Below are 14,128 nucleotides of genomic sequence, written 5' to 3'. Positions count from 1 at the left end.
CCGTCGGTCACCGGTGAGCCGGGAAGCCTGGTCGGCGTGGAGTGGTACCTACGACACGAAGGAACGCCATGACCACAGCTAGGCTGACCGCGACCCCGACACCGACGTATCGTCGGCATATGCGCGCCGAGGACATCGCTGAAGATTTTCCGGTAGTCGACGTCAATTCGAGCGCGCTGGATGCTGCCCGCATGCTCGCGGAGCATCGCCTGCCCGGGCTCTTGGTCACCAAGCCCTCAGGAAAACCGTACGCGGTACTGCCGGCCTCCCAAGTCGTGCGCTTCATCGTGCCCCGCTACGTCCAGGACGATCCTTCGCTGGCCGGCGTGCTCAACGAATCGATGGCTGACCGCTGTGCGGAGAAGTTGAGCGGCAAGACAGTCCGCGACGTGTTGCCGGACCACCTGGTCGACGTCCCTCCGGTCAATGCCGACGACACCATCATCGAGGTGGCCGCAATAATGGCTCGGCTGCGCAGCCCGCTCCTCCCGGTGGTCAAAGACCGCAGGCTGCTCGGGGTGATCACGGCATCGCGCCTCCTGGCAGCGGCGCTGAAGCGTTGATCTCGAAGGTTTCGGCGATAAGCGGTGTCCCGGCGCCCACACAGGTGACCACCCGATGAGTGTCATCGCGGTCTGTGTATTTGTGGTCGCCTATGCACTGATCGCCAGCGAACGCATCAACAAGACGCTGGTAGCGCTGGCCGGTGCGGCGATCGTGGTTGCCCTACCCGTCATCAATTCCGAAGATGTCTTCTATTCTCACGAGACCGGAATCGATTGGGACGTCATCTTTTTGCTGCTGGGGATGATGATCATCGTCAGCGTGCTGCGGCAGACCGGGGTGTTCGAATACATCGCAATCTGGGCGGCCAAACGGGCCGGCGGCTCGCCCGTGCGCATCATGATCCTGTTAGTGGTGGTCACTGCGATCGCATCAGCGATGCTGGACAACGTCACCACGGTCTTGCTGATCGCCCCGGTGACCCTGCTGGTGTGCGACCGGTTGGCGATCAACGCGAACCCGTTCTTGATGGCCGAAGCGTTCGCATCGAACATCGGCGGCACCGCGACATTGGTCGGCGACCCCCCCAACATCGTCATCGCCAGCAAGGGCGGGCTTTCGTTCAACGACTTCCTGATCAATCTGGCCCCGATCGTAATAATCGTGCTAGCGGCGTTCATCCTTCTCGTGCCGCGCCTGTTTCCCGGCGCATTTACCGCCGATCCCACGCGGATCGGCGACGTCATGTCGTTGGAAGAAAAGGAAGCCATTCGCGATCACAGGCTGCTGATCAAGTGTGGTGTCGTCCTCGTGGCGGTGTTCACGGCCTTCGTCGCAAATTCGGCACTGCATATGAAACCATCCATGGTGGCGCTGGTGGGGGCCGGCATCCTGGTGGTGATCTCCGGGCTGGAGCGGTCCGATTATCTATCCAGCGTCGAATGGGAAACACTGCTTTTCTTTGCCGGGCTGTTCATCATGATCGGCGCCCTGGTAAAAACGGGTGTCGTCTATGAGCTGGCGCGGGCGGCCACCAACTTGACCGCAGGAAACGAGTTGTCCACCGTATTCCTGATTCTCGGCATCTCAGCACCCGTGTCCGGCATCATCGACAACATCCCCTACGTCGCGACGATGACGCCGATTGTCGCCGAGCTGGCCGCGGTCATGCCCGGTCACATCAACCCCGACACGTTATGGTGGGCACTTGCCCTGGGCGCCGACTTCGGAGGCAACCTCACCGCAGTGGGAGCCAGCGCCAACGTCGTTATGCTCGGAATCGCCCGGCGCGCAGGCACTCCTATCTCATTTTGGGAATTCACCCGCAAAGGCGTTGTGGTTACCGCGGTCTCGGTCGCGTTGGCGGCGATCTACCTGTGGGTTCGCTACTTCGTGTTGGGCTGACCGGTGCCTACGCCGGGTACTGCTAGGGCTGACGCCGCCATGGGCGGCGCGCATGAGGATTGGTGGGACATCCCGTGAACATCATCGCAGTCACGGTGTTCGTCATCACCTATGCGCTCATCGCCAGTGACCGGGTGAGCAAGACCCGTGCAGCGCTGTCGGGGGCGGCGATCATGCTCGCGCTCGGGGTCGTCCGCTCACATGACGCGTTCTACTCGCACGAGACCGGAATCGACTGGGACGTCGTCTTTCTCCTGCTGGGCATGATGATCATCGTCAGCGTCCTACGGCAGACCGGTGTTTTCGAATACGTCGCGATCTGGGCCGTCAAACGCGCGAATGGCTCCCCGCTGCGCATCATGATTCTGCTGGTGCTGGTGATGGCTTTCGGGTCGGCCTTGCTCGACAACGTCACCACAGTGTTGTTGATTGCTCCGGTCACGCTGCTGGTGTGTGACCGGCTGGCAATCGACGCGTCGCCGTTTCTGATCGCCGAAGTCTTCGCGTCCAACATCGGCGGCGCGGCGACGTTGGTCGGCGACCCGCCCAACATCATCATCGCTAGCCGGGCGGGGCTGTCGTTCAACGACTTCCTGGTGCACATGGCGCCGGTAGTCCTCGTGGTGCTGATCGTCTTCGTCGCGCTGCTCCCCCGCCTGTTTCGTCCTGCTACGGTCAAGCCCGACCGGGTCGCCGATGTGATGTCGCTCAACGAGCGCGAGGCGATCCGCGACGGCAAGCTGCTCATCAAGTCCGGCGTCGTCCTGCTAGCGGTGTTCACCGCTTTCGTCGCCCACCCGCTGCTGCATATCCAGCCGTCGGTCGTGGCGTTGCTGGGCGCCGGCGTCCTCATCGTGATTTCGGGGCTGGACGGTTCGGACTACCTGTCCAGCGTCGAGTGGGAAACTCTGATGTTCTTCGCCGGCTTGTTCATCATGGTCGGCGCATTGGTGAAGACCGGCATCGTCGAGAAGCTGGCGCGCGGGGCGATCGAATTAACTGGCGGTAATGAACTACTTACGGTGATGCTGATCATCGGCGTGTCAGCGCCGGTGTCCGGCATCATCGACAACATTCCTTATGTCGCCACGATGACGCCGATCGTCACTGAACTTGTCACGGTGATGCCCGGTCAGGTCGATTCCAACGTGCTGTGGTGGGCGCTGGCACTGGGCGCCGACTTCGGCGGCAATCTTACCGCCGTCGGGGCCAGCGCCAACGTCGTCATGCTCGGAATCGCCCGGCGCGCAGGCACTCCCATTTCCTTCTGGGAATTCACCCGCAAAGGCATTCTGGTCACCACGATCTCGCTAGCAGTGGCAGCGGTCTACTTGTGGCTGCGTTACTTCGTGCTCGGATAGCGGCTGTGCCGATGCCGGAAATATGGTGGACACCAACGAACTTCGCGCTACAGCAGCGACAGCCGCGACCAGCACGCCGCCGAAGGCCACCCAAGGAAAACCGGCGCAAGGGTTTGCCAGGCTCGATCGCGTAGTCCGGCGATGGGTGTTGAGTCAGGCTCCCGAGCCCCAGCACCGGCCGTGCCCACCGCGTCAATGCACGAACGATCAGCAACGTGACGTGATGGGTAGACAGCCGGTCAGCTACGTCCAGGAGGCTGGCCACGAGCGCGAGCAGTCAGAAGGCCACCTCCGCGAGCAACGCTCCCCGGATCGATATCCGGCGTCGCCGGCATCGGCAGTCACGACTACCAGTGCGGTTTGCGAACTCCTCGTTAACACAAGTTTGGCTCTCGGCCGCGCCGTCCGATTCGTCCCATGCGCCGCGACCGCATGCGCGCCCACAGATTCGACGTCGAAGCAAGCGGCCAGGTCTTGCAACGAGACGGCGCTGGAAATTTACCGGTTTAGCCTGCCGGTCGGCGGGTATCTCCCTCACCCGAAGCGCGCATAGGCAGCACGGCTGCCCTGGTTGCACGCGGTGCCGAGCGATAGGGCATGGGGGCAGACAGTGTGCAAGACGGTGGAAAAGGTACGGCGCACGATAGCGGCCGATCCCGGTTCTCGGTGCTCGGCGCCAACACCGTGGCGCGCCGGAGTCCAACACAACCGCAATGTTGAAGGGTATCTGCAGCGCCGGCAACACCGGCCATGGCGTAACCGCGGATCATGAAGTAACTGCGACCTCTGCGCCGTCGACAAACGCAAGCACTTCGCTTTGCCGAGCCGCTTATCACCGTTTGCATTACCCGCATAGCGGTTTCCCTCACCGACCAACAAGGCTGGCGAGTCACAAGCTCATTCGGCGCCAAGTCGGACGCAAACTGTCGCAGTGACTTAAACACCCTGGGCCAGAACCAATTTCGGTCATATACCCATGGATTCGTTCCCATCACGTAGCGGAGACGATGCTCGCCCGCATGCGCCGAACCGAATCGCAGCCCATTTGCTAACCGGAGGTTGCAGAAAATGGATTTTGGGGCGTTGCCGCCCGAGATCAATTCCGGCCGAATGTATGCCGGTCCCGGATCGGGACCGATGATGGCCGCCGCTACGTCCTGGGACATGATCGCCGCCGAACTGCGCTCGATGGGCACTGTCTACCAGGCGGTGATCTCAGCGCTGACAAGCCAGGGGTGGCGGGGACCGGCATCGGCTGCGATGCTGGGCGCAGCCGAACCATATATCGCGTGGCTGTCAGCCACCTCGGCGCAAGCCGAACAAACCGCGACGCAGGCCAAGGCCGCGGCGGCGGCCTTCGAGACTGCGTTCATGATGACGGTGCCGCCGCCGGTGATCGCCGCCAACCGGGCACAGCTGGCCGCGCTGGTGACCACGAACTTTTTTGGCCAGAACACGGCCGCGATCGCAGCCACCGAAGCCCAATACGGCGAAATGTGGGCCCAGGACGCGACCGCGATGTACGGCTACGCCAGCTCGTCGGCAACGGCGGCGAAGGTGACCCCGTTTACTGCTCCCCCGCCGACCACCAACCCCGCCGGCCTGGCGGGCCAGGCCGGCGCGGTCGCCCATGCGGCAAGCACAGCTGCGGGCAGCCACTCCCAGCTGCTCTCCAGCATGCCTGCGGCGTTGCAGGGACTTGCTTCGCCAATGGCGGCTGCGCCCAGTCCACCGTCGCCGTTGTCGATGCTGAAAATGCTGGAGACCGCGCTTTCCATCGCTGTCTCGGGAACCGCTGCAGCGCTGACGGCGACCGCGATCCCGGTCGTGCTGACCAATATCGGTTTGGTGTCAACCAATATCGGACTCACGTCACAGAGCATCCAGCAAAAGGAGCAGCAGCAACAGAGGCAACAGTCCCGAACGCCGCCGGCACCAACGTCAGGCTCGGGAAGCCGGCTGCTGTCGGGAGGCTCGGCGGCCAGCAATGCTGAGGCGGGCGTGGGGCAGGCGAATGTTGTTGGCGCGCTCGCGGTGCCGCCCAGTTGGACTGCGGCCGCGCCGGTCCGGCTGCTCACGGCGGCGTTGCGGGACGCCGGGCTCAGCGCCGCCCCGGCCGCATCGATACATGACATAACCGGTGGCCCGGCTCTTCCGATCGCGGGCATGGCCGGCGCCGGCCTCGGCGGTGCCGCCGGGGGCGGCCTGGTGGCAGCAGCGCGCGGCGACAAGCCCGGTGGCCGCAAGGATTACCGCTCCGGAACTGCTGCAACCTTAGGGCAGCCGACCCAGCGGGCCGGCGATGCCGCCCGCCGGGATTTCACCGCGGGCTCCGCGGCGGACCAAGATTCACAGAGCGTGATCCTCACCGGATTCGAACGCGAAATCGTTGCGCTGGTGCGCCGTTACACCGAAGGCCACCCGCCATGACGCGCCAGGCCAACTATGACACCACCGAAATCACCGTCGATATCAGGCGCCGTAACCCGAAAGGAGTCGAAATGTCCTTTGTCAGCACTCAACCGGAGAGCCTGGCAACGGCGGCCGGCGATTTGCGGGCCATCGGATCTGACATGGCCGCTCAGAATGCGGCTTCGGCAGTGGTTGTCCGGGACCATTGGGTTCGGTTGGACAAAGAAGGAGACCCTCCGAGACAGCTACAGATGAGTCAGGGCTCTGGCCAGGTTGGCACACCTAGAGCGGCACTCCTTCTGACATGAGGGAACTGTTACTTCAGCTGGTCGACGGGTGGCGCCCCGCAACCTATGCAGCTATCAAAGCATTTGCGTTGTTCGTCACTGCCGCAACAGCTTTTCGGCTTATGTTGCGTCGCACCATCGCCGAGTTCACCCCATTTGATTGGGTCACCGCTGTTGCGGTCGGTGCCATCGTGGGCCGCACCGCGACCGCCTCCGAGACGTCGTGGCTCACTGGAACGGCGGCACTGCTGGCCTTGATTGTGGCTCATGATGTGGTCGCGAGGCTGCGCTTCATCCCATGGGTGCGTCGCCTCGTTGACCCGCCCGTGCGGGTGCTGATCCGCGATGGTCACGTTGATCAACGTAACTTGAGACGCTGCAGGCTCACCCGCGACGACCTGGACGCGATCCTGCGCGAACATGGTCACGACACAACTGAGGACATTCGGTTGGCCCTTTTCGAGACCAAAGGAGTGGTCTCGATCCTCACCGACAACCAGCGGTCACACAAGCGGGCGTAGCTAACGGCACTTCCTGGACCCGCCAGCGATGGCCTGCCGCCAACCGAGAATGGGTCTGCCGTGCGGGATTTCGTGGCGCCGTTGTTCGGCCGAACGGACCGATTAACCGCCACCAAGCCGCGCGCCGCAGTCGCACCGACTCATGAATACCAAAACCTGGACATCGGCCGACTCATCATGCCGGCAACGGGTATCCACAGCGACGGTAGTCCGGATAGGCCGCGCGGCCAGATCAACAAAGGTAAGGAAACACATGTCGTTAATGGCCAGGCACCCAGAGGCAATTCGGCTCGGCACCAGGCGGCGCGGATGCCGCGGCGCCACCGACAACAGCGGTGGTTCCAGCCGCCCCCAACGCGGTATCAGACTTGACCACAACATAATTCGCTGTCCAAACCAGGTGTATCACGCCGTAGCCCTGCAGGCCAAGGCGATTCACGACGCCTCCACAGCCGGCGGTGCGTCTAACGACGTCGCCGAGACCGTCAACGTGGCCGCTGCCTGCTAAGGAGCCACGTCCAATGGAATTCGCGATGCTACCGCCGGAAGTCAACTCCGGCAGGATGTATGCCGGTCCCGGTCCCGGACCCATGCTGGCCGCCGCAGCGGCCTGGGACGGTCTCGCCAGCGACCTGGACTCGGCCGCCGACGCCTGCCAATCGGTCGTCTCGCAGCTGACCAGCGGATGGTTAGGTCCGGCGTCGACGTCCATGGCGACTGCGGCGTCTGGATATCTTGCCTGGCTACGCACCTCAGCCGGCCAAGCCGAGCAGACCGCCCGCCAGGCCATGGCCGCCGCTACTGCCTACGAGGAGGCGTTCGCGACGACGGTCCCGCCCTCCGTGATCGCCGCAAACCGCGCCCAGCTGGCCGCGCTGATGGCGACAAACCTTCTCGGCCAAAACACTCCGGCGATCGCGGCTACGGAAGCCGATTACGCCGAAATGTGGGCCCAGGATGCTGCCGCCATGTACGGCTATGCCAGCAGCTCGGCCGCCGCCGCGGCGTTGACGCCGTTCACCCCGCCGGGCCCGGCCACCAATCCCGGTGGAGTGGCGGGTCAAGCTGCCGCGGTCGCCGATGCCGCGGCTACCGCTAGCGGTTCCACCACCCAAACAGCCGCCGTGCCGATCTCGGCCGTGCCGCAAGCGCTGCAGAGCCTCGCATCGCCTGCGGCGTCGACGGCCGGGTTGCCGCAGACACTGCTCGGTGCGACGTCGATTCCGGCTGTGGGTGCGGTGTCGTCCTTAGCGGCACCGGCCGCAACCGCCGACCCGGCGTTGACCGTGGCGCTGATCGGTTTGGGGGTAGATCTTTTCGGCGCGTTCATCATCGATTCGGCCGGCTCGTTCGGTATCGATTCGGCCGGCTCGTTCGGCATTGATTCCGCTGGCATAGGAATCGCGTTGCAGGCGGCAGAGATCGAGACAAAGGGCGTATTTCCGGGCTTGGGCATGCCGACCGCGGCGGGTATGGGTCAGGCCGTCCCAGTCGGCTCGTTGTCCGTACCGCCTGCATGGGCCACCGCAGCCCCGGCATACCGGCCCGTTGCCCTGGCGCTACCGGCCAGCGCCGCCGGGCTTGCCACCAACGTGGCGGCGGGCAGCTCAGCAGGCCTGTTCGGTGACATGGCGCTGGCCGGTATGGCCGGCCGGGCTCTCGGCAGCACCGCCGGTTTGCGTCGCCGTGATCGAGGCGCGTTGAGTGCTGATGAGCCCGCGGAACCCCGCGAGCGGGCAACCGAAGGTCCGATAACCGGGATCGCTGCCGAGCTGCGCGAGCTGGCCGGCCTGCGGGATTCCGGAATCCTCACCGATGAGGAATTCGCGCAGCAGAAGCAACGCCTTCTCGGTCGGTAAGCCGTGTTCGCGGGCGAGGACATGGCATGCGGCCGACGACCAACTCTCCAGCGGGGCGACGACCGGGACTGCTGGACCAGCTGTCCACTAGCCAAAGCTGATGCTCTTGGCATAGAACCGCCAAAACAGCATCCAGCCGATGACCACGTTATATCCAGCACCCGCAACCAGATACGGCCACCAGGTGCCGTGGTCACATGCCACCCAGAACGCCTTGGCGGCCCAGTACGGCGGCAAGACTCCGAATGCGATGTTCCAATACGAGTGGACAAACCAAGGCAGACAGGGTAAACCCGCGATAAGCATACCCAGTCCACGAACCGCGGCCAGACCCTGAATCTTGTTGTGCGCCAAGGTCAGAATTAGCAGCAACGTCACGACCGCCGAGAGCCCGGCCAGCAGTCCGATCGGGATCAGCGACGGCACCAAGCCGGGCTCGAGTATGCCACTGAACGACAGCGTGACGATGACATAGCCGGTGGTTAGCACCATGACGGTCGCTGCGCGATAGGCGAGAAAGGCCCACAGCGGGACCGGGGTCACCCGCAGCGCGGTCAGGGTGCCGGCGTCGAGCTCGTCCAGGACGAGGAACGCCGCCAGGCCGCCGACGATGATGATGCTCGTCAGCAGCAGGAAGCCGGTCAAGATCAACGGGTAGTAGGGAACCAAGTCGAAGCCGTTGCGGTTGGCCAACATAGCGGTAACTCGCGGAGTCAGCAACGCGACAGCGCTGGTCCAGATGACCGGAGCGACGACGATCATCACCAGCAACGGATCGCGGTATGTACCACGAAGGTCGTTGCGCCCGAACGCCACCAGCGCCCGTGCTGCCTGGGACCGCGCCGTTACCATCCGCCGGCCTGTGCGACGACGTAGCGGCCAAACATCGCATCGGCCGCCCAATACAACGCAGCCACGCAGGCCGCCGGGTACACCACCGCGTACCCGATCTGCCAGGGCGCCAGCCGCAGCTGGTCGAAGGCCGCACCCAGCAACAGCAGCGGTCCCTGGGTAGGCAGCAGATACAACACCGGGTTTGGCCAGACACCCGAGTAGTACAGAACGGGCAGGTTCATCACCGCCAGCGGGATGGTCGCCACCAGAAACCAGTCGCTGATCGAGGCAAACGGCAACGAGCTGATGAACCCTACCAGCAACATCAGCAACGTCCCCAGCCCTACCCCGACGATCATCGGCGCCGGATGATACGAGAACCCGTGCACAATTGTGGCTACCACTACCGCCACCCCGAGCGAAATCATCAGCAGAACAATAAGTTTGGCGGCCAGGTACTCGCCGAACCGCAGCGGGCTGGCAACAACCGCGCTTAGCGTGCGTTCCTGTTTCTCGAAGAAGACGGTGCCGGCAACAAAGAAGAACCCGATAATGCTGATGTCGCCGGAGAGCACATACGGCTCGGCGACCGGACGCAGGTGGTCCGGCATCGGCAGCAGCACCGCCAGCCAGATCAACCCCGAAAATATCGCTGCGTGCAGAAACCGCTGCCGGACTTGCAGCGTCACCTCCAGCCGCACTGCCTGTGCCAGCCGCATCACAACAACCGCCGGCCGGTGACTTCGACGAAGACGTCGTCGAGGCTGGCTTCCCTGCTGTGGATGGTCTCCACGTGGTGGTCACGCAGCACCGCGTAAAACGCCGGGTCGTCGGCCAGCGTGTCGAGCGGGAACTCGGCAGCGTGCAGGCCGCCGCCGTCGCGTCGGTACTCGACCTTGACCAGGCGCCGGCTGCGGGCGATCTTCAGCTCGGCGGGGCGATCCAACGCGACGATTCTCCCGTCGACGACGAAGGCCACCCGGTCACACAACTCGTCAGCCGTCGCCATGTCGTGCGTGGTGAGAAACACCGTGCGGCCACGTGCTTTCAGATCCATGATCATGTGCCTGACGGTGCGGGCGTTCACCGGGTCCAGGCCGGCGGTCGGTTCGTCGAGGAAGAGCAACTCGGGGTCGTTGATCAACGACCTGGCGAACGTCAGGCGCATCTGCATGCCCTTGGAATACTTGCCGGCCCGGGTGTGGGCGGCGTCGGCCAGACCAACGGCATCCAGCAGCTGCATGGGGTCCAGGGTGGGCTGTGCATACAGCGAAGCGAAAAACCGCAGATTCTCCAGTCCGGTGAGTTTCTGATAATGGTTGGGCAGCTCGAACGACACCCCGATGCGTTCGTAATAGTCAGATCCCCAGGCTGCCGGGTCCTTTCCCCAAACCGCGACCTCGCCGCCGTGACCGCGCAGCAGGCCGATGAGAATCCGCTGCGTCGTCGACTTACCCGCGCCGCTGGGGCCAAGGAATCCAAAGATCTCACCGCGGCCCACGGTGAAATCCATCCCGCGCACCGCCGCCGCGGACGCCTTGGGATAGGTATAGGTGAGCCGACGGACCCGGATCACCTCGCTCACAACATCCGACACTGCCGGCTCGAGGTCCCGCATGCGCGCCCTTCCGTCATACCGCGTCAATACGAATACCGACTTCCGACCAGACTTCCCGGAGCGCCGTCGCCAGCATAATCAAGGTCCGGGCCGCTCGGCATCGGGCTAGCAGGTCAACAGCGCAACGCATTCCACGTGATGGGTCAGCGGGAACGCATCGAACACCCTGATCTTCTCGACCACGTAATCATGACTGCGGTAAAGGCCGATATCGCGCGCGAAAGACGCTGCCTCACAACCGATATGCACCACCCGCGGCACCCGCGCGGCAGCCAGCAGCTTGATCACGTCGCGTCCGGCCCCGGTACGCGGCGGATCCAGCACCGCGACGTCGGCGCCGACTGGTTGCCCCTCCAGCATCCGCCGCACCGATTCGCTGACGACGGCTACCTGCGGCAGATCGGCCAGCGCAGCATGGGCGGTCCTCGACGCCGCACGCGCGCTGTCAACGGTCCATACCCGTCCCGACTCCCCCACGGCCTCACCCAGCACCGCGGCGAAAACACCGGCACCGCCGTACAGATCCCACGCCGTCATACCGGGAGCAGCCTGCGCCCAGTCCGCGACCAGGCCGCTGTACACGGCCGCCGCATCGCGATGCGCCTGCCAAAAGGCCGTCACGGGCACCCGCCAGATTCGCCCGCCGATCCGCTGCACCGCGCGATACTCACCCTCGACCGCACTCGTGGCGACCCGCCGGCCGTGACGCACCGTGAGCATCACGTGACGCTGGCCGTCGTCGTCGAGCACCACGTTCACCTGGCCACCCGGGGGCCAGGCACGACCGGAATTCAGGCCGTCCAGCATGCCGGCGGGCACCTGCCCGCACTGCAAATCGGTCACCAATGCGCTGCTGTGGTAGCGGTGAAAGCCGACGCGACAGTAGGGTCCCACCTCCAGTCGCACCCGGGTGCGCCAACCGGTGGGACCAGCATCCGAAAGCGGTTCGACGGCGCCGAACCAGTTGTATCCGCCGAGCCGTTTGAGTTGATCGGCCACCACATGCGCCTTGAGCGCCCGCGCCGCTTCCGGGGCGGCGAAAGCCAGATCGCAGCAGCCGGCGCCAGTCACCCCGGCAATCGGGCACAACGACTCGATCCGGTTCGGAGACGGATCGAGCACCTCGACAACCTCCGCGTGCCAATAGGATCGACGCTCGGAGGTGACCCGCACCCGCACCCGCTCCCCGGGTAAGGCATAGCGGACGAAGACCACCCGGCCTTCGTGGCGCGCCACACAGCTACCGCCGTTTGCGGGCGCACCGGTGACCAACGTCAGTTCGGGTGCCAGGGTCAATCGAAAATGCCTCGCCGCGCATCGCCGGGAGCCACATGGGGCTGTAGCGTCTTCACCCGCTCCGACGAAGTCAGTTGCCAGGGAACCGATGTCACCATCACGCCCGGCATGAACAGCAACCTGCCCTTGAGCCGCAGCGCACTCTGGTTGTGCAACAGCTGCTCCCACCACCGGCCCACCACGTACTCCGGGATGAACACCGTCACCACGGTCCGAGGGGATTCCTTGCTGACCCGTTTGACGTAATCCAGAACCGGACGGGTCACCTCACGGTAGGGCGAAGCGATGACCTTCAGCGGCACGCTGATATCGCTTTCCTCCCACTTGTGCACCAGATCACGGGTTTCGGCGTCGTCGACGCTGACCGTGACGGCCTCGAGCACGTCGGGACGGGTCGCCCGCGCGTAGGCGAGCGCACGCAGTGTCGGTAGATGCAACTTCGACACCAGTACCACGGCATGATTGCGGCTGGGCAATACGATTTCGTTGTCCTGGGCTGCGGCCTGTTCCGCCAGTTCCCGGTTGACCGTGTCATAGTGGCGGCGGATCAGCTTCATGAGCATGAACAGGGCGCCCATGGCGACGATCGCAATCCAGGCGCCCACAAGGAATTTCGTGACCAGGACGATCAGCAGGACCGTGCCGGTAGACACTAATCCGACCGAGTTGACCACCCGCGAGCGGATCATCTTGCGGCGGCCCACGGGATCGGTCTCGGTGCGAAGCAACCGAGTCCAATGCCGGACCATCCCGATCTGGCTCAGTGTGAACGAAATGAACACACCGACGATGTACAGCTGGATCAACGCGGTGAGTTCGGCGCGGAAGGCGATCACCGCCGCGATGGCGGCCGCCGCGAGGAACAAGATCCCGTTGGAGAACGCCAGCCGGTCACCGCGGGTATGCAGCTGGCGCGGCAGGTAGCTGTGCTGCGCCAGCACCGAGCCGAGCACCGGGAAGCCGTTGAACGCGGTGTTGGCGGCCAACACCAAGATGAGCGCGGTGACTGCGGCGATCAACAAGAACCCCACGTGGAAGCCGCCGAACACGGTCTGCGCCAATTGAGCGACCAACGTTTTTTGTTGATAGCCCGGCGGGGCGCCGGTCAGCTGCGTCTCAGGATCGTCGACGACCTGGACCCCGGTTTCGACGGCGAGCAGGACCATGGCCATCAGCAAGGTCACCGCGATGGTGCCCAGCATGAGCAGTGTCGTGGCTGCGTTGCGGGACTTGGGCTTCTGAAAAGCCGGGACCCCGTTGCTGATTGCCTCCACACCCGTCAGTGCCGCGCAGCCCGAGGAGAATGAGCGGGCCACCAGGAATGCCAGTGCGGCACCGACGACTTTGCCGTGTTCGGCGTGCATCACGAATCCGGCGGACTCGGCGCGCAGCGGGTTGCCCAACACGTAGATCCGGAACAGCCCCCAACAGAGCATCGCGCCCACTCCGATGATGAACGCATAGGTCGGAACGGCGAATGCCAGGCCGGATTCGCGGACCCCCCGCAGGTTCATCGCAGTCACCAGCACGATGGCGCTCACCGCGAAAAACACCTTGTGCTCATACACGAAGGGGATCGCCGAACCGATGTTCGACATCGCCGATGCAATCGAAACCGCAACCGTGAGAACATAATCGACCATCAGGGCGCTGGCGACCACGAGACCGGCGGTGGGGCCCAGGTTGGTGCTGACGACTTCATAGTCCCCGCCCCCGGATGGATAGGCGTGCACGTTCTGCCGGTAGCTCGATACCACCACGAGTAGCACCGCGGCCACCGCCATTGCGATCCACGGCGCCATGGAGTATGCGGCGAGACCGGCCACCGACAGCATCAGAAAGATCTCTTCAGGGGCGTAAGCCACCGACGACATCGCATCCGAGGCGAATACCGGCAACGCGATCCGCTTCGGCAGTAGCGTGTGGCTCAGCCGGTCGCTGCGAAACGGCCTGCCAATCAGCAGCCGGCGCGCGGCGGTGGAAAGTTTGGACACGAGAGCCAAGGGTAAGCCCCGACGGCTTTGACGGTAGC

Annotated in this window: 11 protein-coding genes and 1 pseudogene; 7 read left to right on the top strand and 5 right to left on the bottom strand. The window is 64.3% G+C overall.

Annotation, left to right across the window (positions count from 1 at the left end; all coding sequences use genetic code 11):
- Positions 1-119 precede the first annotated feature (119 nt).
- From MKAN_RS24335 to MKAN_RS24310, 7 genes and pseudogenes are all read left to right on the top strand, one after another.
- The gene (locus tag MKAN_RS24335) at positions 120-563 is read left to right on the top strand and encodes a CBS domain-containing protein (RefSeq protein ID WP_023372662.1); all 444 of its coding nucleotides are present in this window, start codon (positions 120-122) and stop codon (positions 561-563) included.
- A 55-nt stretch (positions 564-618) separates the two neighbouring features.
- Entirely contained in the window at positions 619-1,908 is a 1,290-nt protein-coding gene (locus tag MKAN_RS24330; protein ID WP_023372660.1) for an ArsB/NhaD family transporter, read from the top strand.
- 74 nt (positions 1,909-1,982) lie between these two features.
- Positions 1,983-3,269, top strand: a complete 1,287-nt coding sequence (locus MKAN_RS24325; protein WP_023372657.1) for an ArsB/NhaD family transporter — start codon at positions 1,983-1,985, stop codon at positions 3,267-3,269.
- A gap of 1,068 nt (positions 3,270-4,337) precedes the next feature.
- Positions 4,338-5,699, top strand: coding sequence for a PPE family protein (locus MKAN_RS24320; RefSeq protein ID WP_023372655.1), 1,362 nt, complete (start codon positions 4,338-4,340; stop codon positions 5,697-5,699).
- Positions 5,700-5,770: 71 nt separating this feature from the next.
- Positions 5,771-5,869, top strand: a pseudogene (locus MKAN_RS32245) (PE domain-containing protein); the annotation flags it as partial.
- A 116-nt stretch (positions 5,870-5,985) separates the two neighbouring features.
- Complete coding sequence (locus tag MKAN_RS24315) at positions 5,986-6,489, top strand: DUF421 domain-containing protein (protein WP_023372653.1); 504 nt, start codon at positions 5,986-5,988, stop codon at positions 6,487-6,489.
- A gap of 521 nt (positions 6,490-7,010) precedes the next feature.
- The gene (locus MKAN_RS24310; protein ID WP_023372649.1) at positions 7,011-8,348 is read left to right on the top strand and encodes a PPE family protein, SVP subgroup; all 1,338 of its coding nucleotides are present in this window, start codon (positions 7,011-7,013) and stop codon (positions 8,346-8,348) included.
- Between the two features lie 87 nt (positions 8,349-8,435).
- Here the strand turns inward: MKAN_RS24310 and MKAN_RS24305 are convergent, their stop codons facing one another.
- The 5 genes from MKAN_RS24305 to MKAN_RS24285 form a co-directional block, all read right to left on the bottom strand.
- A complete protein-coding gene (locus MKAN_RS24305; RefSeq protein WP_023372647.1) occupies positions 8,436-9,200 on the bottom strand; it encodes a hypothetical protein in 765 nt (254 codons plus the stop codon).
- Positions 9,194-9,904 carry a fluoroquinolone export ABC transporter permease subunit gene (locus tag MKAN_RS24300; protein ID WP_036391393.1) on the bottom strand — a complete coding sequence of 237 codons (711 nt, stop codon included), beginning with the start codon at positions 9,902-9,904 and terminating at the stop codon, positions 9,194-9,196. Before MKAN_RS24300 ends, MKAN_RS24305 begins: the two co-directional genes overlap by 7 nt.
- On the bottom strand, positions 9,901-10,800 hold the full coding sequence (locus MKAN_RS24295) for an ABC transporter ATP-binding protein (protein WP_023372643.1): 900 nt from the start codon (positions 10,798-10,800) through the stop codon (positions 9,901-9,903). The genes MKAN_RS24300 and MKAN_RS24295 overlap by 4 nt, the downstream gene beginning before the upstream one ends.
- A gap of 105 nt (positions 10,801-10,905) precedes the next feature.
- Positions 10,906-12,096, bottom strand: a complete 1,191-nt coding sequence (locus tag MKAN_RS24290) for a class I SAM-dependent RNA methyltransferase (protein WP_023372641.1) — start codon at positions 12,094-12,096, stop codon at positions 10,906-10,908.
- Positions 12,093-14,090, bottom strand: a complete 1,998-nt coding sequence (locus MKAN_RS24285) for an APC family permease (RefSeq protein WP_023372639.1) — start codon at positions 14,088-14,090, stop codon at positions 12,093-12,095. The genes MKAN_RS24290 and MKAN_RS24285 overlap by 4 nt, the downstream gene beginning before the upstream one ends.
- Between the last annotated feature and the right edge of the window lie 38 nt (positions 14,091-14,128).

Origin of the sequence: Mycobacterium kansasii ATCC 12478, assembly GCF_000157895.3 — a bacterium.
In the GTDB taxonomy this organism is placed as follows: Bacteria; Actinomycetota; Actinomycetes; order Mycobacteriales; family Mycobacteriaceae; genus Mycobacterium; species Mycobacterium kansasii.
Note: the sequence above shows the minus strand (reverse complement) of the source record. Positions and strands in the feature narration are given on the sequence as shown.